The organism is Micromonospora sp. FIMYZ51 (genome assembly GCF_038246755.1).
Lineage (GTDB): Bacteria > Actinomycetota > Actinomycetes > Mycobacteriales > Micromonosporaceae > Micromonospora.
In genome coordinates this window covers 3870830-3897688 of sequence record NZ_CP134706.1, presented here as the reverse complement: position 1 = coordinate 3897688, position 26859 = coordinate 3870830, and the positions used below count along the sequence as shown (strand labels likewise).

Annotated in this window: 27 protein-coding genes and 1 riboswitch; of the genes, 18 read left to right on the top strand and 9 right to left on the bottom strand. The window is 71.5% G+C overall.

Annotated features, from left to right (window positions below; genetic code table 11):
* Positions 1-140 precede the first annotated feature (140 nt).
* Complete coding sequence (glpK, locus tag QQG74_RS17710; RefSeq protein WP_341715880.1) at positions 141-1658, top strand: glycerol kinase GlpK; 1518 nt, start codon at positions 141-143, stop codon at positions 1656-1658.
* A 65-nt stretch (positions 1659-1723) separates the two neighbouring features.
* On the opposite strand, the gene QQG74_RS17705 is transcribed toward glpK, so the two are convergent.
* Positions 1724-2578: a TetR family transcriptional regulator gene (locus tag QQG74_RS17705; protein ID WP_341715879.1), complete on the bottom strand. Its 855-nt coding sequence runs from the start codon at positions 2576-2578 to the stop codon at positions 1724-1726.
* Between the two features lie 107 nt (positions 2579-2685).
* Between QQG74_RS17705 and QQG74_RS17700 the strand changes: the two genes are divergently transcribed.
* On the top strand, positions 2686-3603 hold the full coding sequence (locus QQG74_RS17700) for an ABC transporter ATP-binding protein (RefSeq protein ID WP_341715878.1): 918 nt from the start codon (positions 2686-2688) through the stop codon (positions 3601-3603).
* Positions 3600-5225, top strand: coding sequence for an anibiotic ABC transporter (locus tag QQG74_RS17695; RefSeq protein WP_341715877.1), 1626 nt, complete (start codon positions 3600-3602; stop codon positions 5223-5225). Before QQG74_RS17700 ends, QQG74_RS17695 begins: the two co-directional genes overlap by 4 nt.
* Positions 5226-5295: 70 nt before the next feature.
* Here the strand turns inward: QQG74_RS17695 and QQG74_RS17690 are convergent, their stop codons facing one another.
* Genes QQG74_RS17690 through QQG74_RS17680 form a run of 3 tightly spaced genes read right to left on the bottom strand, consistent with a single transcriptional unit; the run spans position 5296 to position 7723 of the window.
* On the bottom strand, positions 5296-6027 hold the full coding sequence (locus QQG74_RS17690; protein ID WP_341715876.1) for an amino acid ABC transporter ATP-binding protein: 732 nt from the start codon (positions 6025-6027) through the stop codon (positions 5296-5298).
* The gene (locus QQG74_RS17685) at positions 6024-6806 is read right to left on the bottom strand and encodes an amino acid ABC transporter permease (RefSeq protein ID WP_341715875.1); all 783 of its coding nucleotides are present in this window, start codon (positions 6804-6806) and stop codon (positions 6024-6026) included. The genes QQG74_RS17690 and QQG74_RS17685 overlap by 4 nt, the downstream gene beginning before the upstream one ends.
* A 35-nt stretch (positions 6807-6841) precedes the next feature.
* Positions 6842-7723 carry an ABC transporter substrate-binding protein gene (locus tag QQG74_RS17680; RefSeq protein ID WP_341715874.1) on the bottom strand — a complete coding sequence of 294 codons (882 nt, stop codon included), beginning with the start codon at positions 7721-7723 and terminating at the stop codon, positions 6842-6844.
* A 257-nt stretch (positions 7724-7980) separates the two neighbouring features.
* Positions 7981-8093: riboswitch (SAM riboswitch) on the bottom strand.
* Between the two features lie 303 nt (positions 8094-8396).
* Between QQG74_RS17680 and QQG74_RS17675 the strand changes: the two genes are divergently transcribed.
* From QQG74_RS17675 to QQG74_RS17635, 9 genes are all read left to right on the top strand, one after another.
* Positions 8397-8699: an urease subunit gamma gene (locus QQG74_RS17675; RefSeq protein WP_341721267.1), complete on the top strand. Its 303-nt coding sequence runs from the start codon at positions 8397-8399 to the stop codon at positions 8697-8699.
* Complete coding sequence (locus tag QQG74_RS17670) at positions 8696-9019, top strand: urease subunit beta (RefSeq protein WP_341715873.1); 324 nt, start codon at positions 8696-8698, stop codon at positions 9017-9019. The genes QQG74_RS17675 and QQG74_RS17670 overlap by 4 nt, the downstream gene beginning before the upstream one ends.
* Positions 9016-10719: an urease subunit alpha gene (locus QQG74_RS17665; protein ID WP_341715872.1), complete on the top strand. Its 1704-nt coding sequence runs from the start codon at positions 9016-9018 to the stop codon at positions 10717-10719. The genes QQG74_RS17670 and QQG74_RS17665 overlap by 4 nt, the downstream gene beginning before the upstream one ends.
* Positions 10719-11402, top strand: a complete 684-nt coding sequence (locus tag QQG74_RS17660; protein ID WP_341715871.1) for an urease accessory UreF family protein — start codon at positions 10719-10721, stop codon at positions 11400-11402. Before QQG74_RS17665 ends, QQG74_RS17660 begins: the two co-directional genes overlap by 1 nt.
* Positions 11392-12129 carry an urease accessory protein UreG gene (gene ureG, locus QQG74_RS17655; protein ID WP_341715870.1) on the top strand — a complete coding sequence of 246 codons (738 nt, stop codon included), beginning with the start codon at positions 11392-11394 and terminating at the stop codon, positions 12127-12129. The genes QQG74_RS17660 and ureG overlap by 11 nt, the downstream gene beginning before the upstream one ends.
* Positions 12129-12911 (top strand): urease accessory protein UreD, encoded by a 783-nt coding sequence (locus tag QQG74_RS17650; protein ID WP_341715869.1) that lies wholly within the window; start codon positions 12129-12131, stop codon positions 12909-12911. Before ureG ends, QQG74_RS17650 begins: the two co-directional genes overlap by 1 nt.
* Positions 12895-13854: a maleylpyruvate isomerase N-terminal domain-containing protein gene (locus tag QQG74_RS17645; protein WP_341715868.1), complete on the top strand. Its 960-nt coding sequence runs from the start codon at positions 12895-12897 to the stop codon at positions 13852-13854. Before QQG74_RS17650 ends, QQG74_RS17645 begins: the two co-directional genes overlap by 17 nt.
* A 114-nt stretch (positions 13855-13968) precedes the next feature.
* The gene (locus QQG74_RS17640) at positions 13969-14715 is read left to right on the top strand and encodes a methyltransferase domain-containing protein (RefSeq protein ID WP_341715867.1); all 747 of its coding nucleotides are present in this window, start codon (positions 13969-13971) and stop codon (positions 14713-14715) included.
* Between the two features lie 212 nt (positions 14716-14927).
* On the top strand, positions 14928-15956 hold the full coding sequence (locus tag QQG74_RS17635; RefSeq protein WP_341715866.1) for a serine hydrolase: 1029 nt from the start codon (positions 14928-14930) through the stop codon (positions 15954-15956).
* A gap of 173 nt (positions 15957-16129) precedes the next feature.
* Here the strand turns inward: QQG74_RS17635 and QQG74_RS17630 are convergent, their stop codons facing one another.
* Positions 16130-17329: an IS110 family transposase gene (locus tag QQG74_RS17630; RefSeq protein WP_341721266.1), complete on the bottom strand. Its 1200-nt coding sequence runs from the start codon at positions 17327-17329 to the stop codon at positions 16130-16132.
* 251 nt (positions 17330-17580) lie between these two features.
* Positions 17581-18039 (bottom strand): MarR family transcriptional regulator, encoded by a 459-nt coding sequence (locus tag QQG74_RS17625; protein WP_341715865.1) that lies wholly within the window; start codon positions 18037-18039, stop codon positions 17581-17583.
* Between the two features lie 97 nt (positions 18040-18136).
* Between QQG74_RS17625 and QQG74_RS17620 the strand changes: the two genes are divergently transcribed.
* The 6 genes from QQG74_RS17620 (at position 18137) to urtE (ending at position 24578) form a co-directional block, all read left to right on the top strand.
* Positions 18137-19264, top strand: a complete 1128-nt coding sequence (locus QQG74_RS17620) for a substrate-binding domain-containing protein (RefSeq protein ID WP_341715864.1) — start codon at positions 18137-18139, stop codon at positions 19262-19264.
* Positions 19265-19754: 490 nt separating this feature from the next.
* On the top strand, positions 19755-20999 hold the full coding sequence (gene urtA, locus QQG74_RS17615) for an urea ABC transporter substrate-binding protein (RefSeq protein WP_341715863.1): 1245 nt from the start codon (positions 19755-19757) through the stop codon (positions 20997-20999).
* Between the two features lie 72 nt (positions 21000-21071).
* The gene (urtB, locus tag QQG74_RS17610) at positions 21072-21959 is read left to right on the top strand and encodes an urea ABC transporter permease subunit UrtB (RefSeq protein WP_341715862.1); all 888 of its coding nucleotides are present in this window, start codon (positions 21072-21074) and stop codon (positions 21957-21959) included.
* Entirely contained in the window at positions 21956-23119 is a 1164-nt protein-coding gene (gene urtC / locus QQG74_RS17605) for an urea ABC transporter permease subunit UrtC (RefSeq protein WP_341715861.1), read from the top strand. The genes urtB and urtC overlap by 4 nt, the downstream gene beginning before the upstream one ends.
* Positions 23119-23886, top strand: a complete 768-nt coding sequence (gene urtD / locus QQG74_RS17600) for an urea ABC transporter ATP-binding protein UrtD (protein ID WP_341715860.1) — start codon at positions 23119-23121, stop codon at positions 23884-23886. The genes urtC and urtD overlap by 1 nt, the downstream gene beginning before the upstream one ends.
* 8 nt (positions 23887-23894) lie before the next feature.
* Entirely contained in the window at positions 23895-24578 is a 684-nt protein-coding gene (urtE, locus tag QQG74_RS17595) for an urea ABC transporter ATP-binding subunit UrtE (protein ID WP_341715859.1), read from the top strand.
* 116 nt (positions 24579-24694) lie between these two features.
* Here urtE and QQG74_RS17590 read toward each other — a convergent pair whose 3' ends face one another.
* The 3 genes from QQG74_RS17590 to QQG74_RS17580 all read right to left on the bottom strand — a co-directional run bounded on the left by QQG74_RS17590 (position 24695) and on the right by QQG74_RS17580 (position 26658).
* Positions 24695-25189: a Rieske (2Fe-2S) protein gene (locus QQG74_RS17590; protein WP_341715858.1), complete on the bottom strand. Its 495-nt coding sequence runs from the start codon at positions 25187-25189 to the stop codon at positions 24695-24697.
* 66 nt (positions 25190-25255) lie between these two features.
* The gene (locus tag QQG74_RS17585) at positions 25256-25873 is read right to left on the bottom strand and encodes a DUF6529 family protein (RefSeq protein WP_341715857.1); all 618 of its coding nucleotides are present in this window, start codon (positions 25871-25873) and stop codon (positions 25256-25258) included.
* Positions 25874-25887: 14 nt separating this feature from the next.
* Positions 25888-26658 carry a hypothetical protein gene (locus QQG74_RS17580; protein WP_341715856.1) on the bottom strand — a complete coding sequence of 257 codons (771 nt, stop codon included), beginning with the start codon at positions 26656-26658 and terminating at the stop codon, positions 25888-25890.
* Positions 26659-26859: the final 201 nt, after the last annotated feature.

The following is a 26859-nucleotide window of genomic DNA, read 5'->3' as shown; positions in this document are numbered from 1 at the left end:
GGGGCATGCTTTGCTCTCCTTCAACCCGCGCAACGGATTTCGGCGCGCGGCATGCGTTGGTTGAGGCAGAGCAGAGCGCCCGCAGCGGCCACCGGCAGAGTGCGGGACGTGACGACCCAGGACGACAAGGGGGAGCGTGCGTGACCGATTTCGTCGGCGCCGTGGACCAGGGCACCACCAGCACCCGATTCATGATCTTCGACCAGGGTGGTAACGAGGTCGGCCGGCACCAGCTCGAACACCAGCAGATCCTGCCGCGCGCCGGCTGGGTGGAGCACAACCCGTTGGAGATCTGGGAGCGCACGCAGACGGTTGTGCGTACCGCCCTGAACACGCACAACCTGGCCGCGGCGGACCTGGCCGCCCTCGGCATCACCAATCAGCGGGAGACCACTGTGGTGTGGAACCGGCGCACCGGCCGGCCGTACTACAACGCCATCGTCTGGCAGGACACGCGTACCGACCGGATCGCCGCCAACCTGGAGCGCGACGGCCGGGGCGAGGTGATCCGGCGCAAGGCTGGCCTGCCGCCGGCCACCTACTTCTCTGCTGGCAAGATCCAGTGGATCCTGGAGAACGTCGAGGGCGTCCGAGCCGCGGCCGAACGCGGCGAGGCCGTCTTCGGCAACACCGACACCTGGCTGCTGTGGCACCTGACCGGCGGCACCGACGGCGGCGCGCACGTCACCGACCCCACAAACGCCAGCCGCACGATGCTGATGAACCTGGAGACGCTGGACTGGGACGACGAGCTACTGTCGTTCTTCGACATCCCCCGGGCAATGCTGCCCCGCATCGTTCCCTCCGCCGACCCGCACGCCTACGGCAGCACCCTGCCGACCGGACCGTTCGGCGGGCCGGTCCGGATCGCCGGTGACCTGGGCGACCAGCAGGCCGCCACCGTCGGTCAGGTCTGCTTCGCGCCGGGCGAGGCGAAGAACACCTACGGTACGGGCAACTTCATGCTGCTCAACACCGGCACCGAGATCGTCCGGTCGAAAGCCGGGCTGCTCACCACCGTCTGCTACCAGTTTGCCGGCGCGGCGCCGGTCTACGCGCTGGAGGGCTCCATCGCCGTCACCGGATCGGCGGTGCAGTGGCTTCGCGACCAGCTGAAAATCATCAGCAGCGCCGCGCAGAGCGAGAACCTGGCCAGCCAGGTCGACGACAACGGCGGGGTCTACTTCGTGCCCGCCTTCTCCGGCCTGTTCGCCCCGTACTGGCGCTCCGACGCCCGGGGAGCCATCGTCGGGCTGTCCCGCTACAACACCGACGCCCATATCGCCCGGGCCACCCTGGAGGCGATCTGCTACCAGAGCCGGGACGTGGCCGAGGCGATGGCGCAGGATTCCGGCGTACCCCTGGAGTGCCTCAAGGTCGACGGCGGGGTCACCGTCAACGACCTGTGCATGCAGTTGCAGGCGGACATCCTCGGCGTACCGGTCAGCCGGCCGGTGGTCGCCGAGACCACCGCCCTCGGCGCGGCGTACGCCGCCGGCCTGGCCGTCGGTTTCTGGCGGGACACCGACGAGTTGCGGGAGAACTGGCACGAGAGCCGGCGCTGGCAGCCATCCTGGACGCCGGAGCAACGCGAGTCCGGCTACGCCGGCTGGCGCAAGGCGGTGCACCGCACCCTCGACTGGATCGACCTCGACTGACCGCGAAGGAGGGGCCCCTTGTTAACGCCTCCGGTAGAGGAAGGGCCCCCTGTTAACGCCTCGTCTCAAAACCATCCGGAAACTGTCTCAATATCCGATGATGATTCGAGATACCGGTAGAGGGTGGCCCGGGAGACGCCGAACTCGGCGGCGATCTCGTCGGCCGAATGGGTGCCGGCCGCGTGCATCCGGCGCGCGGCCGACACCTGCGCCGAGGTCATCGCCGGCGGGCGTCCCGGCCGTCGCCGCCCGGTGACCCCGTCCGGCAGGACCCCGGCGTGCCGCCGCGCCACGCCCGGGACACCGTCGGCCGCCGCACCGGCGATCGCGGTGCCGTCCGAGGCCCCCCGCTCGCTCGGGCCGCAGTGGTCGGTCGCGTCGACACTCAGCAGCCGCCGTACGCCGTCGAGCATGTCGGCCCGCAGCACGGGCGCGGGTACGTCCAGGAGGAACACCACCGGGTCGCTGCACATCGCGATCGCCTGCACCGCCCGGACCCGGTCGCGGCGTTTGCCGTCCGGGCCGGCGACTATCTCGTTGGCGCGCATGGCGATCCGCACCAGCCGGTGGTACGTGTTGCCCCGGTCGACAAGCGCGAGGTCGTGGAAGAGCATGCCCAGCGGGGCGCGATGCTCAAGCATGATGTCCACCCAGCCCTCCAGCAGGGTCCATCTCGCCTGCTCGGCCGGCAGCGCCCCGGCGGTCTCCATGAGCGTCTCCAGGTCGCGGACCATGGGCTCGGCCAGGGCGGTGAGCAGGTCTCCCTTGCTGGGAAAGTGGTAGAGGATGGCGGCCTTGGTCAGCCGCAGCCGTTCGGCGATCTGGCGTAGCGAGGTGCGCTGGTAGCCCTGCTCGGCGAAGAGGTCCAGCGCGGCGCGCAGGATTCGGCTGCGCGTGTCGTCGGTTTCCGCCCAGGTCATGCCGCCCAGCCTAGCCGCCTTTGACCGTCGGAAAGGACTGCTGGCAGCATTCCCTTACCATCGGTCAGTACAGTTGGGATCGACACCGGTACGGCGGGAGGGCGTCCATGTCAGTGATCTCCATCGAAAAACTGGTAAAGACCTTCGGCGGGGTACGCGCCCTGGACGAACTCGACCTGCGGGTGGAACCGGGCGAGGTGCACGGCTTCCTCGGGCCCAACGGTTCCGGCAAGTCGACCACCATCCGGATCCTGCTCGGTCTGCTGCGTCGCGACTCCGGGCAGGTACGGCTGCTCGACGGCGATCCGTGGCGCGACGCGGTCGCGCTGCACCGGCGGCTGGCGTACGTGCCGGGCGACGTCAACCTCTGGCCCAACCTTTCCGGCGGTGAGGCGATCGACCTGTTCGGCGCGTTACGCGGCGGGCTGGACCAGCGCCGCCGCGACGAGTTGCTTGAGCGTTTCGACCTGGACCCGACGAAGAAGTGCCGCACCTACTCCAAGGGCAACCGGCAGAAGGTCGCCATCGTCGCCGCCTTCGCCTCCGACGTCGAGCTGTACGTGCTGGACGAGCCGACCTCCGGGCTGGACCCGCTGATGGAGGCGGTGTTCCAGGAGGAGGTTCGGGAGCTGACCGGTGCCGGTGCGAGCGTGCTGCTCTCCAGCCACGTGCTGGCCGAGGTCGAGGCGCTCTGCGACCGGGTGAGCATCATCCGCGAGGGCCGGGTGGTGGAGGCCGGCACCCTCGCCGAGCTGCGGCACCTCGCACGCACCACGGTGACCGTCCAGACCGGCCGCCCGCTTACCGGCCTGGAGGCCCTGCCCGGGGTGCACGAGGTCCGCCCGATCGACGGCCGGGTCCGGCTGGAGGTCGAGCCCGAGCACCTCGACACCCTGCTCGGTCACCTGGTCCGCTTCGAGGTGCAGGCGCTGACCAGCGCACCGCCCACCCTGGAGGAACTGTTCCTGCGGCACTACGGCGACAGCGTCAACGGTGCTCGGGCCGCCGCCGGGGATGCCCGATGAGCGCCTTCACCGGCACCTTCCGACTGGTCCGGCTCGCGCTGCGCCGGGACCGGGTCCGGCTGGCGATCTGGGTGCTCGGCACGCCGCTGATCGGGTACGCCCTCGCCGAGAGCGTCGCCGGCCTCTACCCGGACCAGCAGACCCGCATCGGCTACGCCGAAACGGCTGTCACCAGCGTGGTCGCCCGCGCCTTCAACGGCCCGATCGCCAGCATCGAACTCGGTGCCGTGGTGGTCACCGAGTCGTACCTCACCCTGGCCCTGCTCGCTGCGTTGTTCAGCACCTTCGCGGTGATCCGGCACACCCGGCAGAACGAGGAGACCGGCCGGGCCGAGCTGCTCGGTGCCGCCGCCGTCGGCCGGTACGCCCTGCTCACCGCCGCCCTGGTGGTGGTGGTCGCTGCCAATGCGCTGGCCGCCGGCCTGCTCGCGCTGGCCTTCGTCGGCGCCGGGCTGCCGGTTGTCGGCTCGGTGGCCGCCAGCGCGAGCATCGGCGGCATCGGCGTCGCCTTCACCGGTGTCGCCGCGGTCACCGCCCAACTCACCGTCACCTCCCGGGGCGGCAACGCGCTCGCCGCCGCCGCGGTCGGGGTGGCGTTCCTGCTGCGCGCGGCCGGCGACGTGCTCGGCGAACGCGAGGCCGGTGGCGTCCGGCTGGAGAGCGCCTGGCCGACCTGGCTGTCGCCGCTGGGCTGGGGCACCCAGGTGCGGGCCTTCGGCACGGAACGCTTGTGGGTTCTCGCGCTGCCCGTCGCCCTGCTTCTCGCCGGGGTGGCCGTGGCCTTCGCGCTGGCCGAGCGCCGGGACGTCGGCGCCGGTCTGTTCGCCGCGCGGCGCGGGCCGGCGCGGGCCGCCGCCGGGCTGCTCAGTCCGGCCGGGCTGACCTGGCGGCTGCACCGTGGCTCGCTGGCCGGCTGGGCGGTCGCGGTGGCGGTGCTCGGGCTCTGCATGGGGGTGGCCGGTAACGAGGTCGACGCCATGATCGCCGAGAATCCGCAGACGGCCGAGGTGATCGCGGCACTCGGCGGCGGGTCGGAACTGGTCGACGCGTACCTGGCCGCGATGCTCGGGTTGTTCGCGCTCACCATCGGGGCGTACGTCGTCCAAGCGCTGCTGCGTACCCGCAACGACGAGTCGGACGGGGTGCTGGAGGCGCTGCTCGCCACGGCGGTCGGCCGTACCCGATGGCTCGGTACGCAGATTCTCGGCGCGGTTCTCGGCGGGTTGACGCTGATGCTGCTGGCCGGCGTCACCACCGGCCTCGGCTACGGCCTGGCCGCCGGCGACCCGATCGGCTGGACCGTCGAGTTGGCCGGGGCGGCGCTGCTGCGGCTACCGGCCCTGCTTGTGGTCGCCGGGGTGGTGACCGCCCTGTTCGGCGCGCTACCGCGCTTGTCGGTCGCGCTGAGCTGGACGGTGCTCATCGTCTACCTGCTGCTCGGCCAGTTGGGCGCCGTGCTCGACCTGCCGCAGGCCGCCCTCAACCTGTCGCCCTACACGCACATTCCCTCGGTACCCGCCGCCGACCCGGCGGTGCTGCCCCTGCTCACCCTCACCGTCGCGGCGGTGGTGCTGCTGGCGGCCGGTCTGACCACCTTCCGCCACCGCGACACCCCGCGCTAGCCGTTAGGAAGGGGCCCTTCCTAACGCCTCGTGCATAGGAAGGGCCCCCTGTTAACGTCCGGCGCGGCGCTCAGAGCACCTGGGAGAGGAAGCGGCGCAGGCGGGGGTGCCGGGCGGACTCGAAGATGGCCGCCGGTTCGCCGGCCTCCAGCACCACGCCGGCGTCCATGAAGGCGACGGTGTCCGCGACCTGGCGGGCGAAGCCCATCTCGTGGGTCACCACCACCATGGTCATGCCCTGCGCGGAAAGGTCCGCCATCAGCGCCAGCACGCCCTTGACCAACTCCGGGTCCAGCGCCGAGGTGGCCTCGTCGAAGAGCATCACCTCCGGCTGCATGGCCAGCGCGCGGGCGATGGCGACCCGTTGCTGCTGCCCGCCGGAGAGGTGCGCCGGCCGGGCGTCGGCCTTCGCGGCCAGCCCCACCCGGTCCAGGTGTTCGCGGGCGAGCGCCGCCGCCTCGTCCTCGCCGAGCTTGCGGATCCGGCGCAGGGCGAGGGTGATGTTGCGCAGCACGCTCATGTGCGGGAAGAGGTTGAACTGCTGGAACACCATGCCGATCCGCTGGCGCAGGGCGTCCGGGTCGTCGCGCAGCACGCTGCGGCCGTCCAGCAGCACGTCGCCGCGGTCCGGTTCGAGCAGCCGGTTGACCGTACGCAGCAGGGTCGACTTGCCCGACCCGGACGGGCCGATCACGCAGGCGGTGGCGCCCCGGGCCACGTCCAGGTCGACTCCGCGCAGCACCCGGTGCGGCCCGAAGGCCAGGTGTACGTCGCGCAGGCTGAGACTCACCGAGGTGCTCATCGTTGGTTGCCTCCGGCGGCGCCGGGCAGCGCCAGGTCCAGGTCGTCGGGGTCGTCGCCGGCCGGCCCGGTGGCCGGTCGGCCGTGCCGCAGCCGCCGGTCGATCCAGTTGACCACGTGGGTCAGCGGCACGGTCAGCGCCAGGTAGCAGAGCCCGGCCAGCAGCAGCGCGGACTGGTTGCCGGTGTTGGCCGCGTAGTCCTGCCCGATCCGGAACAGTTCCCGCTGGCTGGCCAGCAGGCCCAGGAAGTAGACCAGGCTGGAGTCCTTGATCAGGGCGATCAGCTGGTTCACCCAGGCCGGCAGGATCCGGCGGATGCCCTGCGGGATGATCACCACCCGCATCGCCTCCCACCAGGAGAAGCCAAGCGCGCGGGCGGCCTCAAGCTGGGTGGCCTCCACCGACTGGATGCCGGAGCGGAAGATCTCCCCGAGGTACGCGGACGCGATCAGCGACAACGCCAGGATGCCCAGCGGGTACGGGTTGGGCCCCCACACCTGCATGCCGAGCGGGGCCAGGCCGACGCCGATCAGCAGGATCGTCGCCGCCGCCGGCAGGCCGCGGAACACGTCGGTCCAGACCCGGGCCGGCCACCGCAACCATCGGGTACGCGAGATGCCCGCCACGGCCAGCACGATGCCCAGCGCCGAGCCGAGCAGGGCGGCGGTGACCGCCAGGATCAGCGTGTTCGGCAACCCGACGGTGAGCATCTCGGGTAGTGCCTCGCGCATCGACTCCCAGTCGAAGAACGTCTCCCACAGGGTGCGCAACGGATCCACGGTCAACCTCCGCCCAGCTCGCTCGTCGTCCTACCTCAGGAAGCGGCCGACGCCGAGGGCGCCGCCGAACCGGCCGCCGTGGGCGCCGCCACGTCGCCGCTGCCCGGGGTGAAGTCGTCCGGAATCGGCCGACCCGGGTAGTACTGCTCCTGGAGCCGGGTCCAGGTGCCGTCGGCGATCACCTCGTCCAGCGCCTTGTTCAGCGCCTCGCGCAGCGCGTCGTTGCCCTTGGCGAAGGCGTACGCGGTCGGGGCCGGGCTGAGTTCCGTCGCGGCCACCGTGATCTTGCCGCCGCTGTCCGCTGCGGTCTTCTCACCGATCTCGGCCGGGGCGATCCAGGCATCGGCGGTGCCCGCCTTGAGCTGGTTGATCGCGCCGTTGTAGTCGGGCACGCGTACCGGGTCGAGGCCCTTGTTGGTGGCGTAGTCGTCCTGGACGGTGCCCTGCACGACCACCACCCGCTTGCCGGGCAGTTCGTCGAAGCTGCTGAGCGTCGAGCCGGCGGGCACGTCCAGGCCGAAGTAGCCGAAGTCGTACCCGTTGCCGAAGTCGACGGTCTTCTTCCGCGCCTCGGTGATGGTGATCGAGGAGCTGCCGACGTCGAACTTGCCGGTGTTCACCTGGGACAGCAGGGCCGAGAAGTCGGTGCCGACGAACTCCACCTTCAGCCCCAGCTTGTCGGCGGCAGCGACCAGCAGGTCGTTGTCGAAGCCGGTGAACTTGCCGTCTTTGAGGTACACGTTCGGCGGGGCGTCGGTGAGCGTGCCGGCCCGCAGCACCCCCGGTTGGAGCAGGTTGTACGGGTTGTCGGCGCTGCCACCGGCGGAGTCGGAGCCGCAGGCGGTGAGGGTGGCGGCGCCGAGGATGGTGGCGACGCCGACGGCGGCGGCCCGGGTCAGGGCAGGAAGGAATCGCACGGTGTCTCCTGGTTGAGCTACGGCGGGCACGGACGTGCCACACCGACGGTCCGCCGCAGGACGGACCGCTGGAACGGATCGTGGGAAAGCGAAAGATCGGTCGGCGACCCGACCGGCGCGGTCAGCTACACGCGGCGCTGCACACCCGCATCATGTCGACGTGCCGGCGTTGGGTCAGGCCGAAACCGGGTGCGACGGGAGCGGGTCGGGGATCGTACGGCATGGCTCTCCTCCAGGTCGTGATGACCTGGGCAACCAGGCCACGCTTGCATCGGAGGCTGCTCCGACGCCTGGTCCTCACCCGGGGCACCCCTGCGCGGACGAGGGTTGCCGGCCAGCGAGCCGGGGCTTGACGCTGGCACTCATGACCTGCCGACGAGGCTAGCAGCCGGTCATGGGGCAGCGTCCACCGGTTATGACGGCCCTCACGCGGATGGCCGGCGTACGGGGGTGTTGCCCGGGGGCCGCGTGATCCCTTACGGTCTGTTCAGCGGTGGGCGGTGCGGTCCGCATCCGAGCAGACACCGTCGGTGGTTCGCCACGTGGGCCGGGAGGGTGGAACTCCCGAGGCCCCACGCACGTGGCGGGGGTGCCGGCGGACGAGCCCCGCAACGTGGGACGGCGCGTCGAGGCGCCGAGCCGGCGGGGCGCGGACACCCACCGGGAGCCCCAGTTGTACCTCACCCCGCACGAGCAGGACCGCCTGCTCGTTCACGTGGCGGCCGACGTCGCCCGGCGTCGCCGCGAACGCGGCCTGCGCCTCAACTATCCGGAAGCTGTCGCGATGATCACCGCCTTCCTGCTGGAGGGCGCCCGCGACGGGGAGTCCGTGGTCGACCTGATGGCCGCCGGGCGCACCGTGCTGACCCGCGACGACGTGCAGGACGGCATTCCCGAGTTGCTGAGGGAGGTGCAGGTGGAGGCGACGTTCCCGGACGGCACCAAGCTGGTGACGGTGCACCACCCGATCCCGTGATCCCCGGGGAGATCCTGCCGGCCGCCGGACCGGTGGAGATCAATGCCGGCCGGCCGGTGACCACGCTGCTGGTGGTCAACACCGGCGACCGACCGGTGCAGGTCGGCTCGCACTACCACTTCGCCGAGGCCAACCCGGCCCTGGACTTCGACCGGGACGCGGCGTGGGGGCACCGGCTCGCCGTACCGGCCGGCACGGCGGTGCGCTTCGAACCGGGCGTGAGCCGCAGCGTCGAGCTGGTGCCGCTCGGCGGTGCCCGGCTGGTACCCGGCCTGCGGGGCGAGTGCGGCGGCGCGCTGGACGGGAGGCGGGGCGCGTGAGCATCGTGGCACGGGACCGCTACGCCGCCCTGTACGGGCCGACCACCGGCGACCGGATCCGGCTGGCCGACACGAACCTGCTCATCGAGGTCGAACACGATCACTGCGTCGGCGGCGACGAGGCGGTCTTCGGCGGCGGCAAGGTGATCCGCGAGTCGATGGGCCAGTCCCGGGCGACCCGCGCCGAGGGCGCCCTGGACACCGTCATCACCGGCGCCGTGGTGCTCGACCACTGGGGCGTGGTCAAGTCCGACGTCGGGCTGCGGGACGGGCGGATCGTCGCGCTGGGCCGGGCCGGCAACCCGGACACCATGGACGGAGTCCATCCCGACCTGGTCATCGGCCCGGCCACCGAGGTGATCGCCGGCAACGGCCGGATCCTCACCGCCGGGGCGGTCGACACGCACGTGCACTTCATCTGCCCGCAGATCGTCACCGAGGCGCTGGCCAGCGGGGTCACCACCCTGGTCGGCGGCGGCACCGGCCCGGCCGAGGGCACCCGGGCCACCACGGTCACCCCGAACGCCTGGCACCTGGCCCGGATGCACGAGGCGCTGGACACGTTCCCGGTCAACGTGCTGCTGCTGGGCAAGGGCAACACGGTCTCCACCGAGGCGCTCTGGGAGCAGTTGCGGGCCGGTGCCGGCGGGTTCAAGCTGCACGAGGACTGGGGGACCACCCCGGCGGCGATCGACGCCTGCCTGCGGGTCGCCGACGCCTCCGGGGTGCAGGTCTCCATCCACACCGACACGCTCAACGAGGCCGGGTTCGTCGCCGACACGCTGCGCGCGATCGGCGGCCGGGCGATCCACTCGTACCACACCGAGGGGGCGGGAGGCGGGCACGCGCCGGACATCATCACCGTCGCCGGTGAGCCGAACGTGCTGCCGTCGTCGACAAACCCGACCCGCCCGTACACCCGCAACACCCTCGCCGAGCACCTCGACATGCTGATGGTCTGCCATCACCTCAACCCGGCCGTGCCGGAGGACCTGGCCTTCGCCGAGAGCCGGATCCGACCGTCCACGATGGCCGCCGAGGACCTGCTGCACGATCTCGGCGCGATCTCCATCATCGGCTCGGACTCGCAGGCCATGGGTCGGGTCGGCGAGATCGTGCTGCGGACCTGGCAGAGCGCGCACGTGATGAAGGCCCGGGTGGGCGCGCTGCCCGGCGACGGTCGCGCCGACAACCACCGGGCCCGGCGGTACGTCGCGAAGTACACCATCTGCGCGGCGATGGCCAACGGTCTCGACCACGAGATCGGGTCGGTGGCGCCGGGCAAGCTCGCCGACCTGGTGCTCTGGGAGCCGGCGTTCTTCGGCGTACGTCCGCACCTGGTGATCAAGGGCGGCATGATCGCGTACGCCCAACTGGGTGACGCGAACGCCTCCATCCCGACGCCGCAGCCGATGCTGCCCCGGCCGATGTTCGGCGCGTACGGGGGTGCGGTCGCCGCCACCAGCCTGGCCTTCGTCGCCCCGGCGGCGCTCGACGCGGGCCTGCGGCTGGACGTACGGCGCCGGGTGGTGCCGGTGACCGACGTGCGCTCGCGCGGCAAGGCCGACCTGCCGGAGAACGGTGCCCTGCCCCGGATCGAGGTCGACCCGGACACCTTCACCGTGCGGATCGACGGCGAGACGGTCGACCCGGATCCGGTGGCCGAGCTGCCCATGGCCCAGCGGTACTTCCTGTTCTGATGACCACTTCGACGATGCTGCTGCTCCTCGCCGACGGGCGGTTCCCGGCCGGGGCGCACGCCCACTCGACCGGGCTGGAGGCGGCCGTGGCGGCCGGCCGGGTGACCGACCTGGCCACCCTGGACGCGTACCTGCGTGGTCGACTGGCCACCGCCGGACTGGTCGCGGCGGCCTTCGCGGCGGCGGCGCGCCGGGCGGCCGGGTCGGCGCGGCGGCGGGCGGTACTGGTCCGGCTGGACGCCGAACTGGACGCCCGTACCGCCTCGCCGGCTCAGCGTTCGGTCTCCCGCCGACAGGGCCGGGCGTTGCTGCGGGCCGGCCGGCGGATCTGGCCCACCGCCACCTTCGACGATCTGCCCGCCGAGCCGGGCGGGCCGCATCAGCCGCTGGTGCTGGGTCTGGTCGGCGCCGCCGCCGGCCTCGACCCGGGACAGGTCGCCACGGTCGCCGCGCACGGCACCGTGACCGGCTCGGCCAGCGCCGCCGTACGCCTGCTGGGCCTCGACCCGTACCAGGTCCAGGCCCTGCTGGTGCGGCTCGCCGATGCCTGCGACGCGGTAGCGGCGCGGGCTACGCGGGCCGCCGAGGTAGCACCGGAGCGGCTGCCGGCCCCCGCTGCGCCGCTCGCCGACATCCATGCCGAAGCTCACGCCACCTGGGAGGTGCGTCTCTTTGCGTCCTGAATTCGCACACGACGAGTCCGTTCCACACACCCACCCCGAACCGGGGGTCGACCCGCACGCTCCGCTGCCGGCCGCCGTCCGGGCGCTGCGGGTCGGCATCGGCGGGCCGGTCGGCTCCGGCAAGACCGCGTTGGTCGCCGCGCTCTGCCGGGCGTTCGCCGACGAGCTGCGCCTCGGTGTGGTCACCAACGACATCTACACCACCGAGGACGCCGACTTCCTCAAGCGGGCCGGGGTGCTCGACCCGGCCCGGATCCGCGCGGTGGAGACCGGATGCTGCCCGCACACGGCGATCCGCGACGACATCGGCGCCAACCTCGACGCGGTCGACGAACTCGCCGACGCGCTGGGCCCGCTGGATCTGGTGCTCGTGGAGAGCGGCGGCGACAACCTGACCGCCACCTTCAGCCGGGGCCTGGTCGACCGGCAGATCTTCGTGGTCGACGTGGCCGGCGGGGACAAGGTGCCACGCAAGGGCGGCCCCGGGGTGACCGCCGCCGACCTGCTGGTCATCAACAAGACCGACCTGGCCCCCATGGTCGGTGCCGACCTGTCCGTGATGGACCGCGACGCCCGCGCCCGCCGGGGCGACCTGCCGACGGTCTTCCAGTCCATCACCGAGGACCCGCTGGCCACCCGGGTCGCCGACTGGATCCGCCACGAGCTGGCCCACCACCGCGCCGCCGCGCCCGCCCCGGTCCTCGCGGTTCCCGCCGGACAGGGCTGATGCGGGCCACCGCCCGGCTGGTGGCCCGGGCCGACCGGCACGGCCGCACCAGGCTGGCCGAGCTGCGCGGCGAGAGCCCGCTGCTGCTGCGCCAGGTCCCGGCCACGGGCGGTGGTGTCACGGTGTACGTCGTCGGTGGTGCGGCCGGTCCGCTCGCCGGCGACGAGCTGCGCCTGGACGTCGAGGTCGGCCCGGGTGCGGTGGTACGCGTGCGGACGGTCGCCGCGTCCATCGCGCTGCCGGGCCGCCCCGGCGCGGTGTCCCGGATGCTGGTCCGGGCCACCGTCGCGGCGGATGCCGAGCTGCACTGGCTGCCCGAGCAACTGGTCGCGGCGGCCGGCTGTGCCCATGTCGCCGACGCCCAGGTGGATGTCGCCGAGGGCGGCACCCTGCACTGGCGCGACGAGCTGATCTGCGGCCGGCACGGCGAGCAGCCCGGCCACGCCGAGGTCAACACCTGGGTCGACCTGGCCGGTCGGCCCCTGCTGCGGCAGTCGCTGGCGGTCGGGCCGCAGGCCCCCGGCTGGTCCGGTCCGGCGGTGCTCGGCGGCGCACCGGCCACCGGATCGCTACTTGTGGTCGACCCGACCCGACCCGCCGGGCCTGCGGCGGTGCGGGGCACCGTCGCGCGGCTGCCGCTGGCCGGTGGCCCGGCCACGCTGTGGACCGCCACCGCTCCCGACGCGCACACCCTGCGCGGGCATCTCGAACCGGCGGACGGGTTGGATAGCATCGCGGTTCCGGCCGGCGCAGAGGAGCAGCAGGTTGTACGAGCTGGGTGAGGTCGTCGCCGAGCGGCGGATCGCGATGGTCGTGCCAGACGGTGGCACGTCGGAGGTAATCGTCCGCTTCGGCAAGCCGCACCCCGACCCGTTGCCGGGCGGTGACTGGTGCTGCCCTTTTCAGCTCGAAGGGCTGGGCGACCGTGCGGTCGACGCCGCGTTCGGGGTGGACTCCCTACAGGCGATGCTGCTGGCCGCGTACCGCGTGCGGCTGCTGCTGACGGAGCACGCCGAGCAGACCTCGGCCCGATTGGACTGGCTGGGACAGCCGGAGTTCGGTCTCTGCGTCGATCCGGGTCTGGCGCCCCGGGATGACACCACCCGGCACGCCTACCTCGCCGCCGCCGACGTCGCCGCCGCGTTGCTGCGTACGCCGGTGCTGGCCGAGCGCTGGACGAGCCCGAGCGCCCTGCCGTACTACTCCACCGGCGGGCTGGCCCGGCACCTCGCCAACCAGATCACCCGGACGGCGGCGTTGCTCGCCGCGCCACCCGGACACTCCGCGATCGACGTGTCGGCGCACTTCACCCGCAGCGCCTGGGTGACCACCGGCGCGGATGAGGCGGACAACACCGACATCCGGGAACGGAGCGAACGGGCGGCTGCCGAGACCACCGCCCGCCAACTCGTCGCCGAGGTCGACGGGGTGCTGGCGAAGCTGCGCCACACGGTGCCGGCACAGCCGTCGCACCGGATCGTCGACCTCGGCGACTGGGGCCTCGCCATCGATGACTTCCTGTCGACCCGGCTGATGGAGTTGGTGGTGCACACCGACGATCTGGCGGTCAGCCTCGACCTGCCGACCCCCGACCTGCCGGCCGCCGCAACCGAACTGACGATCGACCTGCTCAGCCGGATCGCCGCCGGGCGACACGGGTCCCTCGCGGTGGTCCGTGCGCTGTCCCGCCGCGAGCGCGCGACGGGCAGCATCAGCGCGCTCTGAACCAGTAACCGCCTTGCCGCCCTCGGCCAGCATCCGCCTCGCCTCCACCGCCCTGCTGCCGGTCTCGTTTATTCGGTTGGCCGAGGCGGTGCGGGCGGTTAACGTGCGGGCCTCATGGACCTGCCGCGTAGTTTCGTCATCCGGGAGGGCGACCTCCGCATCCTCAACCCGTTCGACGCGGGCAAGCTGGCCACCCTGGGCCGGGCGCTGAAGCTCGCCCCGGGCACGTCGATCCTGGACCTGTGCAGCGGCAAGGGTGAGCTGCTCTGCACCTGGGCCCGAGACCACGGGGTGGTCGGTACCGGTGTCGACATCAGCACCGCCTTCACCGCCGCCGCCCGGCAGCGGGCCGTCGAGCTGGGCGTGGCCGAACAGGTCAGGTTCGTACACGGTGACGCCGCGTCGTACGCGCCCGACGAGCCGGTCGACGTGGCGGCCTGCGTCGGTGCCACCTGGATCGGCGACGGTGTTCCCGGCACCCTGGAGATCCTGGACCGGTGGTTGCGTCCGGGCGGGATGGCGTTGGTCGGCGAGCCGTACTGGCGGATCGATCCGCCCGACCAGGCGACCGTCGAGGGCTGCCACGCCACCAGCCGGGACGACTTCCGGGATCTGCCCGGCCTGGTCGGGCTCTTCGGTGCGCAGGGTTGGGACCTGGTCGAGATGGTGCTGGCCGATCAGGACAGCTGGGACCGTTACGCGGCGGCGCACTGGCTCAACCTGCGGCGCTGGCTGGACGCCAATCGGGCCGACCCGCTCGCCGACGAGCTGCGGCAGGAGCTGACCGAGGATCCGCTGCGTCATGTCCGCTATCGCCGTGAGTACCTGGGCTGGGGCGTCTTCGCGCTGATCCGCCGCTGACCCGCCACGGTTGCCCGACCGGTCGACGTGCTGGTCGCGTACCGGGCCGGCGGTCTCGGGGCCACCGCTGCCGGCGGTTTCGGGGCCACCGCTGCCGGTCGGTCCGCCACGGTGCTTCGGATCGATACCGGACGACGCGAGATCGGGCGGTATGGCACCGTGTGTCCGGTGCCGGCGTCCGCCGGCCGAACCGCGAGTCAGGGGAGTGGCGAATGGCCAAGCAGGTGAGTCGTCGAGCCGCGATCGGGATCGGAGCGGCAACGGCGGCGCTGGTGGCGACACCGGGCAGCGCCACGGCGGCTTCGGGGGCGGGCACGGCAGCGCCGTCCGGTGTCGGACCTCAGCCGACGCCGGAGATCATCCGGCGGGTGTACCGGGACCAGAAGGCGCGGGCCGGCGGCCTGTGGCACTCGCACGTCGCGATGGTCGACTCCGCCGGTGCGCTCGCCGTCGTGGTGGATGACGACGCCGACCGGGTGACGTACGGCTACAGCGTGCAGAAGCTCGCGGTCGCGGTGGCCGTGATGGACAAGATCGACCGTGGCGAGCTGCGGCTCGACCAGCGACTCGACCTGACTGCCGACATCATCCTCGGCGGCAGCGGCATCTACTTCCTCCAGACCGTCTGGGGCGACGAGGTCACGGTGGCGAACTTCCTCACCGCGATGCTGCTCGTCTCCGACAACACGGCGGTGCGGATGTGCGGCCGGGTGGTGCCGGCGCTGGAGATCAACCAGATCCTCGCCGCCAAGGGCTTCACCCACACCCGGGTGGAGCCGGTGGCCAACCCGAACCGGTTCTACCTCGGTGTGACCACTCCCCGGGAGACCCACGATCTGCTCTGGCGGCTGGCGAACAAGACCCTGCTCTCCGCCCGGTCGTGCAACTTCCTGCTCGGCATCCTGCGCTGGATCAACGGTTACCACGACGGGGTCCGCCGCGACATGTCCTCCGCCGAGCGCAGCCGGGTCGCCACGAAGTACGGCGCGGACTACGACTCGCGTGGGGCCGCCCGGCACGAGGTCGGGATCATGTTCGACGCGGCCGGCGCGCCGACGTTGACCTACGCGTTCTTCGCCGACTCCCTGGGAGACCTGGACAACTACGGCGGCACCCATCCGGCGGTACGGGCCCACGCGGTGCTCGGCCGGACCATGTTCGACGCCATCGCCCCGATCACCAACCGCGTCGCCCGCGCCCACCACTCCATCCCCCACTTCCGCCCCGTCAACGGCGGCTAACCACCCTCACCCCACCCACCCCTCACCCACCCCTCACCCACCTCCTGCCGCGTCGATCATGCACTTTTCGTCGGCCCAAATGCTGTCAAAAAGGGCATTTTGGCGACCGAAACTGCAAGATCGGCGCGGGATGGGGTGGGGTGAGGGCGTGGGGGGTGTCCCTATGGGTTTCGTCAAGCGGGGACGGGGCTGGTCGGGCGGGGTTGGTAGGGGATCTTGTCGCGGAGCATGGCGTATAGGACGTCGCAGCGGCGTCGGGCGAGGCAGATGAGGGCGGCGTTGTGGCGTTTACCTTCGGCGCGTTTGCGGTCGTAGTAGGCGCGGCTGACGGGGTCTGCGAGGGATGCGAACGCGGCGAGGAAGAACGCGCGTTTGAGGTTCTTGTTGCCGCCTCGGGGTGGGTGCTCGCCGCGGATGCTGGTGCCGGAGCGTCGGGTGACGGGGGCGAGGCCGGCGTAGGCGGCGAGGTGGCCGGGGGTGGCGAAGGCGGTGCCGTCGCCGACTTCGAGCAGGATCCGGGCGGCGGTCCTGACGCCGATGCCGGGCATCGATGTCAGGACCGGGGCAAGAGGGTGTGCATCAAGCATCCTCTCGACCTGGTCGGCGACTTGGTCGCGTTGGTGTAGGACGTCGCGGAGGCTGTCGGCGAGACGGGGCAGGATCGTCTCGGCTGCTTGGGTGCCGGGGACGGTGACGGTCTGTTCGTCGAGGGCTGCCATGAGCTGTTCGATGAGCCGTTCACCCATGCGGGGTGCGTGGACGGCGGCGATCGAGAGTAGTTTGCGGCGACCGGCTTTGCGGAGTCCGGCCGGTCCGCCGCAGCGCGACAGCAACTCCAGCACGGCCTTGTGGTGCACCTTCGGGCCGAGAACCCGTTCCAGGGCGGGATGAATCTGGGTGAGTAGTCCCCGGATACGGTTCGACACGCGCGTGGCCTCGCCAGCGAGGTCGTCGTCGAAGCCGACGAGGACCTCCAACTCGGCCAGAGCCTCATCTCCGACGTCGACCCGCCGCAGCGTGTGCGGCAGGGTGCGGGCGGCATCAGCGATGACATAGGCGTCGCGGGCGTCGGTCTTCGCGCTTCCGGGGTGCAGATCGGCGATCCGGCGCATCGCCAGGCCGGGCAGGTAGGCCACCTGATGACCGCATGCCCGAGCCACCGCGACCGGCAGGGCGCCGATCGAGGCGGGCTGGTCGACCACCACCAGCACCCGACCGTGGCCGGCGAGTTTGTCGAACAACTGCCTCAGCCGAGCCTCGGTGTTCGGCAACGGTGCGTCGTGCAGCCGCTTGCCGTCCGGCGCCAACCCGACCGCGTGATGATCACCCTTACCGACATCCAACCCGAGGTAGACGCCGTATCCGCCGTGCACCACACCCGCCTCCACGCATCGTCCGTGGCCTCGGCCACAGGTCCAGGCGTCGGACTGCCGGCACCCACGTTACGAAGAGACCAACCCCAAACAGGGCGGCCGTGTCCCTATCAGCGGTCCGCCGACGCCACCCGACCCGGCGACAACACCCCCCGGATCATGCCTACGACAGGGGCAGGAAGTCATACCGGGCCGGGCGACCGAGGAGTCCCCGGCTGGGGACGATCAAAAGGTAACGGGTGGGGTGGGGGTTAGGCCGGGGTGGGGGTGGGGGTTGGGGTTGGGGTCAGGCGGGTGGTGAGGTTGGTCAGCAGGGTGGCCAGGGTGGCCAGGGCGGGGTCGTCCGGGGTGGCCAGGTCGGCCAGGTCGGCGTGGATCCGCGCGGCGAGGCGCTCGTGCTCGCGGCGGCCCCGGGCGGTCAGGTAGGCCCGGATGCGACGGCGGTCGATCGCGTCGACCCGGCGGAAGACCAGGTTACGGTCGACGAGTTGGTCGACCAGTTTGGTGAGCGTGCCGGGCGGCAGGGAAGCCGCGGCGGCGATCTCGGTCATCGGATGGCCCAGGCCGTCGGCGAGCAGGCAGAGCACCCGCCACGCCTCGATGCTCAGCGACTCGTCGGCGAGCACCCCGCCGACCCGGCGCGCGAGCAGCCGCTCGGCGCGGGTGAGCAGGGGCAGCAGGTCGGCTGTGGAGCCGGGAAGGTCTGACATGGCACTCCCGCCTGGCGGTTGCCGTGTCATGGTACCGAGACGTCCCGCTCAGTGGGGAGGTCTGGTCTTCGCCAGCGGGTGCGGCCACCATGTGTTCATGTCCGCGCCGGCACCGGGGTCCGGGCGTCCAGCGGCGGGGGAGAGCATCACCGCCGGGGCGTCCTGGCTCACCGTCGACCGGGGTGTGGTCAGCATCGCGCTTGTGTATCCGATGCGCGGGCCGGCGGGCATGTTCGGGCCGAGCTGCGAACTCTGCGCCCAGCTCGCGGTGGAGGAGGTCAACCAGCGCGGCGGGGTGCTCGGCCGCGAGCTGCGGCTGGTGCCGGTCGACGGCGGCGCGCCGCCGGCCGAGGTCGCCGCCGAGGTGGAGGCCCTGGTGTCGATGGGCGCGGTGCAGGGCGTCACGGGCTGGCACATCTCCTCGGTACGGCAGGCGGTGGCGCCCCGGATCGCGCACCGGGTGCCGTACGTCTACACCGCGCTGTACGAGGGCGGTGAGCGTACCGAAGGGGTCTTCCTCACCAGCGAGACGCCGGACGCGCAGCTCTGGCCGGCGATGCGGGTGCTCGCCGCCGACCTGGGGGTGCGGCGCTGGTTCGTGGTGGGCAACGACTACGTCTGGCCGCGTCGGACCACCCGTGCCGCCTACCGTTACGCGCTGCGCAGCGGCGCCCGGGTGGTCGGGCACCACTTCCTGCCGCTGGAGACCCACGGGTACGCCGAGGTGCTGCGCCGGATCGAGCGCAGTGACGCCGACGCGGTGCTGATGCTGCTGGTCGGTGCCGACGCGGTGCGCTTCAACCGGGCCTTCGCCCGGTCCGGTCTGGACCAGCGCTGCCTGCGGCTGAGCACGTTGATGGACGAGAACATGCTGCTGGCCAGTGGGGCGGCGAACACCCGGCGGTTGTTCAGCACGGCCGGTTTCTTCGCCGGCCTGGTCACTCAGGAGAACCTGGACTTTCACGGCGCGTTCGCCCGCCGCTTCGGCCTGGAGGCACCGCCGCTGGGCAGCCTGGGGGAGTCGTGCTACGAGGGCGTGATGCTGCTGGCCGCGCTGATCGCCGAGGCGGGCACGCTTGACGTACGCGCGGTGGAGGCCTCCGCCGAGGTGGTGTCGTACGACGGGCCCCGGGGTGAGCTGCGGCTGCGCCGTCGGCACGTCCGCCAGCGCATCTATCTGGCCGAGGCGGATGGCCTGGACTTCACCGTGCTCGCCGAACTCTGACCGGCGACCGCACCCGGCGACCTGGCGGCGGGCGTGCCGGACGTGATCGGACCGTGCCTTGACAGGCCCGCCGACTGGCCGCATAGGATGCTTCCTGTGTGAAGTATCCGGTCGCCGGACCGGATGCTGACACTCGCCCACGATGGACGGAAATTGTCGTTCCATGGTGGCCATAAATCGTGTGCCGGTGCCATTCCGCCGATTCTTTCTCGGCGGGGCGCCGGCATTTTTCGTGCTGTGGCCCGGTGCGGGCACAAGCCAGCGGAAACAGTCTATTGAGGATTGGGAAACATCCGCGCAACGAAGCGGATCGAAGCTTTCCCTGCCCGATATCCGAATCGGTACCCGACAGGTGTCCACCCACCGCATCGGGTAGCGCGAAAAGTTCCGACGGACCGCACCGCACAACCACATCCGCATCCTCGACCCGGGGCCGACGTCCGTTCCCGGGTTGCTGACTCCACGCCTTACCGCGACGCAGGGAGACTTGATGACACTGTTGCGGGGACGCCGCATCCTGACGGGTGCCATGACCCTGGTCGCCGTGGCCGCACTGGCCGCGTGCGGCAGCAAGACCTCCGATTCCAGCGGCTCCGCCGGTGTCAGCGCCGACGTTTCCGGCGACACCGTCAAGGTCGGCCTGCTCAACTCGCTCTCCGGCACGATGGCCATCAGCGAGGTGACCGTCCGCGACTCGATCATGCTGGCGGTCGAGGAGATCAACGCCGCTGGCGGGGTGCTCGGCAAGAAGATCCAACCGATCGGCGAGGACGGCGCCTCGGACTGGCCGACGTTCGCGGAGAAGGCCGAGAAACTGATCCGGGAGGATCGCGTCGCGGCGGTCTTCGGCTGCTGGACCTCGGCCAGCCGCAAGGCGGTCAAGCCGGTGTTCGAGAAGAACAAGGCGCTGTTGTTCTACCCCGTGCAGTACGAGGGTCTGGAGCAGTCGCCGTACATCTTCTACACCGGCGCCACCACGAACCAGCAGATCGTTCCCGGCCTCGACTACCTGAAGGCGCAGGGCGCGAAGTCGCTCTACCTCGTCGGCTCCGACTACGTCTTTCCGCGTACCGCGAACAAAATCATCAAGGCGTACGCGGAAGCCAACGGAATGCAGGTGCTGGGGGAGGACTACGCCCCGCTCGGCTCCACCGAGTTCGGCACGATCACGAACAAGGTGAAGTCCTCCGGGGCGGACGCCGTCTTCAACACCCTCAACGGTGACAGCAACGTCGCCTTCTTCAAGGAGTACAAGTCCGCCGGGCTGACCGCGGCAAGTATGCCTGTGGTGTCGGTGTCGATCGCCGAGGAGGAGGTCAAGAGCATCGGCACGCAGTACCTGGAGGGCCAGCTGACCGCCTGGAACTACTACCAGACCACCCCGGGCGCGGCGAACGAGAAGTTCGTCGCGGCGTACAAGGCCAAGTACGGCGCGGACAAGCCGACAAGCGACCCGATGGAGGCCGCGTACGTCTCGGTCTACCTGTGGAAGGCAATGGTGGAGAAGGCCGGCAGCTTCGAGGTGGAGAAGGTCCGCGAAGCCTCCGACGGCATCACCTTCGAGGCACCCGAGGGCCTGGTCACCGTGGACGGAGCGACCCAGCACATCGCCAAGACGGCGCGGGTCGGCAAGGTCGGCGCGGACGGCCTGATCACCGAGGTGTGGAACTCCGGTGCGCCGATCACGCCCGACCCGTACCTCAAGAGCTACCCGTGGGCCGGCGGCCTGAGCTGACCCGAGCCCCGACCCGGGTGGGGCTCCACGCCCCGCCCGGGTCGGCCTGACCAGCAGTTCGGAGTACGCACCGTGACAGTTCTCATCGGCCAACTCTTCACCGGCGTCAGCATCGGGGCGGTGCTGCTGCTCATCGCGCTCGGCCTGGCGCTCACCTTCGGCCAGATGGGCGTGATCAACATGGCCCACGGCGAGTTCATCATGGCCGGCGCCTACACCACCTACGTCCTTCAGCAGGTCATCACGGCGGCCGGCTGGTCGCTGCTTGTCGCCCTGCCGGTCGCCTTCGTGGTGGCCGGCGCGATGGGCGTACTGCTGGAGTTCCTGCTGATCCGCCGCCTCTACGCCCGCCCGCTGGACACCCTGCTGGTCACCTGGGGGGTGTCGCTGATCCTGCAACAGCTGGCCCGGGACATCTTCGGTAGCCCCAACGTGCAGACCCGCGCACCCGACCTGCTCACCGGCAACGTGGCCCTACCCGGCGGGATCACCGTGGCCAACAACCGGCTGTTCATCCTGGCCCTGGCCGGCTGTGCGGTGGCCGCGCTCACCGTCGCGCTGCGGGTCACCCCGTTGGGTCGCCGGATCCGGGCCGTGGTGCAGAACCGCGACCTGGCCGCCGTCTCCGGTATCGCCACCGCCCGGATCGACCGGACGACCTTCTTCATCGGTTCCGGTCTGGCCGGCATCGCCGGGGTCGCCCTCACCCTGCTCGGACCGATCGGACCCACCATGGGCACCAACCTGATCATCGACGCCTTCCTGGTCGTCGTGGTCGGCGGCATCGGCCAGCTCAAGGGCACCGTGATCGTCGCCTTCGCGCTGGGCGTGCTCCAGGCCAGCGGCGAGTACCTGACCACCCTCAGCGTCGCCAAGGTGATGGTCTTCATCGCCATCGTCGCGTTCCTCCAGTGGCGACCCCAGGGCCTGTTCACCCTGCGAACCCGGAGTTTGGCATGACCACCGTTGCGTCAGATCCCGTCACCACCGCCGAGGCCGTGCCGCCGCCGGAGAAGCCGGCCGCCGGGCCGTCCCGGCACCGGTTCCGCGCCGCCGCCGGGTTCGCCTTCGGCGCGGCCCTGCTCTTCGCGGTGGCGCCGCTGCTGCTGTCGGACTTCCGGCTCTCCCTGCTGGCCAAGTACCTCTGCGTGGCCATGGTCGCGGTCGGCATCGGGCTGGCCTGGGGACGCGGCGGCATGCTCACCCTCGGCCAGGGCGTCTTCTTCGGCCTCGGCGGCTACGCGATGGCCATGCACCTCAAGCTCGCCGACGCGGGGCCGGGCAACATGCCCGACTTCATGCTGCTGTACGGGCAACTGGACGAACTGCCACTGTGGTGGCGACCCTTCGCCAGTGCGTGGTTCGCGCTGCCCGCCACGGTGCTGCTGCCGATGGCTGTCGCCTTCGTGCTCGGGTCGCTTGTCTTCCGCCGCCGGGTCCGGGGCGCCTACTTCGCGATCCTCAGCCAGGCCCTCGCCGCCGCCATGGTGATCCTGCTGATCGGCCAGCAGGGCACCACCGGCGGCACCAACGGCCTCACCGACATCCAGGGCTTCTTCGGCTACGACCTGGACGACCCGGTCAACCAGCGGATGGTGTACTTCATCATCGCCGGCACCCTGCTGGCGCTGCTGGCCCTGGCCCGGCACCTGATGCAGAGCCGCTACGGCGAACTGCTGGTCGCCGTGCGCGACTCCGAGGAACGGGTCCGCTTCCTCGGCTACGACCCGGCGACCGTGAAGCTCGTCGCGTACGTCGTCGCCGCCGGCATGGCCGGGCTTGCCGGTGCGCTCTTCGTGCCCGCCGTCGGCATCATCTCCCCGGCGCTGATCGGGATCGTGCCCTCCATCGAGTTCGTCATCGGCGTCGCCGTCGGTGGCCGAGCCACCCTGCTCGGGCCGGTGCTCGGCGCGGTCGCGGTGGCGTGGGCGCGTACCGCCCTGTCGGAACGTTTCCCGGGCACCTGGACGTACCTCCAGGGTCTGCTCTTCGTGGTGGTGGTGGCGTTCCTGCCCGGCGGCCTGGCGTCGCTGATCGGCCTGGCCCGGCGGCGCGGCGACGGCGAGCGGCGGACCGGGCTGCTCCGCCGGCTACGCCGGTCCAGGGTGGAGGTGAGCTGATGACCGAGCAACTGCACGGCCTCTACGTACGCGACCTGCGGGTCATCTTCGACGGGTTCACCGCCGTCGACGGGGTGAGCCTCGACGTGGCCCCGGGCGACCTCCGGTTCCTCATCGGACCCAACGGGGCGGGCAAGACCACCCTGGTCGACGCGGTCACCGGGCTGGTCCGCGCCACCGGGTCGGTGCGCTTCGGCGACCGGGAGCTGCTCGGCCGACCGGTGCACCGGATCAGTCGCCTCGGGGTGGGGCGCACCTTCCAGACCTCGACGGTGTTCGAGGAGCTGACGGTCCTCCAGAACCTCGACATCGCGGCCGGCGCCCGGCGCGGCTGGTCGACGCTGCTGCGCCGCCGGCACGGCGTACCCGACGAGGTGGCCGAGGCGCTCGACGTGATCGGCCTGGCGGGCCGGGCCGACCAGCTCGCCGGCACCCTCGCGCACGGCCAGAAGCAGTGGCTGGAGATCGGCATGCTGCTCGTGCAGGACGTCCGGCTGCTGCTGCTCGACGAGCCGGTGGCCGGGATGAGCCACGAGGAACGCGACGCCACCGGAGTGCTGCTGGAGAAGGTCAGCCAGGACCGCACGGTGGTGGTGATCGAGCACGACATGGACTTCCTGCGCCGCTTCGCGCGTACCGTCACCGTGCTGCACGCCGGCAAGGTGCTCAGCGAGGGCACCGTCGCCCAGGTGCAGGCCGACCCGCGCGTGCAGGAGGTCTACCTCGGCCACCCGGTCGACGCCACCGCGACCCCACTGGAGGCATGATGCTCAGCATGAGCGGCGTGCAGGCCGGCTACGGGCGTAGCCGGGTGCTGCACGGCGTCGACGTCACCGTGCCCGTCGACGGGGTCGCCACGGTGCTCGGCCACAACGGCGCCGGCAAGTCCACCCTGCTGCGGGTCGCCGCCGGCCTGCTGCGCCCGACCGCCGGTCGGGTCGAGTTCGACGGCGAGGACATCACCCGACTCGCTCCGCACCAGCGGGTCGCCCGGGGCATCGCGTACGTGCCGCAGGGCCAGCAGTGCTTCCCGCACCTGACCGCGGCGGAGAACCTGCGCCTGGTCGCCGACGGCCGGCGCGACGGTGCGGTCGCCACCGCCGAGGTGCTGGACCTGTTCCCGGCGCTGCGCCCGCTGCTGCGCCGCCGGGCCGGGCTGCTCTCCGGCGGCCAGCGTCAGCAGTTGGCCATCGCCCGAGCCCTGATCACCCGGCCCCGGCTGCTGATGCTCGACGAGCCCACCGAGGGCATCCAACCGTCGGTGGTGACCGAGATCCAGGACCGGATCGTGGCGCTTATCGCGCAGACCGGGTTCAGCGTGCTCCTGGTCGAGCAGCATCTCGGCTTCGCGCTGCGGGTGGCCGACCGCTACCACGTGCTGGAGTCGGGTCGGGTCACCTCCTCCGGCGACGGCGGCGCCACCGCGGAACGTACCGTCCGGGAGGCCCTCGCGGTCTGAGCGCGGCAGTGGCCGTCCGAAAGCCGGTACGCGGCAGTGGCCGTCCGAGGCGCGACGCGCCCCGGACGGCCCCGCGCGGCCCGGGCCTGGGGTGGGCCGCGTCATCGTGCCATCGACTAGGCCAGCCGGATGGCGTCCCCGTCGACCGTGACGTTCGCAGCGGGCAGTGGGGCACCCGCCGGTCCACTGCGTACCGAGCCGTCCGCGATGTCGAACACGCTGTTGTGGCAGGCGCAGGTGATCACGCCGTCGGCGACCGAGGTGACCGTGCAGCCCTGGTGGGTGCAGGTCGAGGAGTACGCCTTGATGTTGCCCGCCGTGGGCTGGGTGACCACCACGCCCGCGTCGGCGAAAATCTGTCCCCCGCCGACCGGGATGTCCGCCAGGGTGGTCAGCGCCGGGGTGCCGACGTCCCCGCCACCGGCTGCGGCGCTGCCGGACGGGTCCGCCGACGGGTCGCCGCTGCCGGCCGGTGCCGCGGCCGGTGCGGGCGGGGCCGCCGTCGACTGCCCGTACGTCGCGCAGCCGGTAAGCGCGGCCACGCCCACCGCACCGGTGCCGGCCAACATGGCCCGTCGCGACCGGCAGCAGCCGGCCTGCTCGTGGTTCATCCGATCTGCCTTGCCTTTCGATGATCAGTACTGCCGGGGATCTTGTCGTGGTCAGGCCGTCGAGGATCAGAGCTGGAAGCCGAACGTGGTGAAGTACCAGACCGACGAGGTGAGGAAGATGCCGATCAGGGCCACGAACACGGTCCCGCCGATCACCGGCAGCACCCAGCCGGCGAGCCCACGCTTGGGCAGGGTCAGCATCTTGGTGGCGAACACCCCGAAGAAGAAGCAACCCAGCAGGGAGTGCAGCAGCGTACGGGTGTCGTAGTCGGCGAAACCGAGGGCGTAGAGGCAGTGCACGGCGACCGGGACGGTGAGCAGGAACGCGATCCGCCCCGACCAACGGTGCGCCGGGCCGGCCCAGGACGGGGAGAACCCGCCCAACCGGCCCCACATGGACAGCGCGGTGATCAGTTGGATGACCGCGAAGAAGGCCGCGCCGGTGCCCAGCCACACCTTCACCGTCAACGGCGAGGAGAAGCCGGCCACGTTCACCGCGATCCCGGTCGGGGTGTGGGTGCGACCGTAGACACCGAGGGCCACCGCGACCCCCGCCCCGACCACAAGCGGGACCAGCAGCGAGGGCCGGCGGCGCGGCGCGCTCGGCGGAGGGCCGCCGAAGTCGCGCAGCACCTCGACGGTGGGCTCGGGCGAGCGGCGCGGCACCGTGCGTGCGCTGCCCATGCGGTGCTCGGCCATCATCGTGCCCCGGGGACGACCGGCTCGGCGGTGATGGTGACTCCGTTTACCACGGTGCTGTAGAAGGCGGGATCCAGTGGCGGCGCCGGGATCGGTTCGCCGTTCCAGGTGACGATGCCGATCTGGGTGCCGTCGGGCAGGAAGATCCAGCCGCCGTCGATGCCGGCCTTGCGTACGTCGTCGGTGGCGCGGTAGATCGCGGGGGTGGTGACCGAGCCGGACTTGACGACCGCCTCGTCCACCTTCTCCTCGGGCCGGGCGGTGAACTTCCACCGCCGTACGCCGACGATCATCTCGCCGCTGGCGCTGTCGCCGCGGATGATGCCGCTGAGCTTCGCGTCCTTGCCGGTCAGCTCGATCTTCCCGTCCCGCACGGTGCCGGAGAGCCACAGCTCCATGGCCCGGCCGTCGCAGACGTACGCCTCGGCCTTGCCGTCCCGGACGGTGATCGCGATGGTGGCGCCGTTCTCCAGCTGGCCGATCCAGTTCTGTTCGACCGACGCGACCTCGGTGCCGGCCGACGACCGGTCGGACTCCCGCGGTGGCGCGGTGCCGGGCGGCCGGGCGGTGGCGGGATCCGGTTCCGCCTCGTCCCCGTCCACCTCGACGTCGGCCTCCGGCTCGGCGTCGGGCGCCGGCGCGGCGGCCGGTGGGCCGCCGCCGGCCACGGGTTGGGTGCCCGGCGGGGATGCCTGTGCACTCATCGTGAACAGCACGGCGGCCGTCACCGCCCCCGCCAGGAGGGTCAGCAACGGAGTCAGGCGCTTCATGGGCCACTCCCTTCCCCCACAGGTACGCGCCCCACCCCCGCATCGGTTCAAAGGAAGGGCCCCTTATTAACGCCTCAGGTATAGGAAGGGCCCCTTATTAACATCTCGTCCGGAGTCGGCCCGGTGTCGTCGGAAGCTGACGACGCCCGCAGTGGTCTGGGTCACACTCGCCGGGGTGGACGTCGAAGTGTCGGCGGGTCG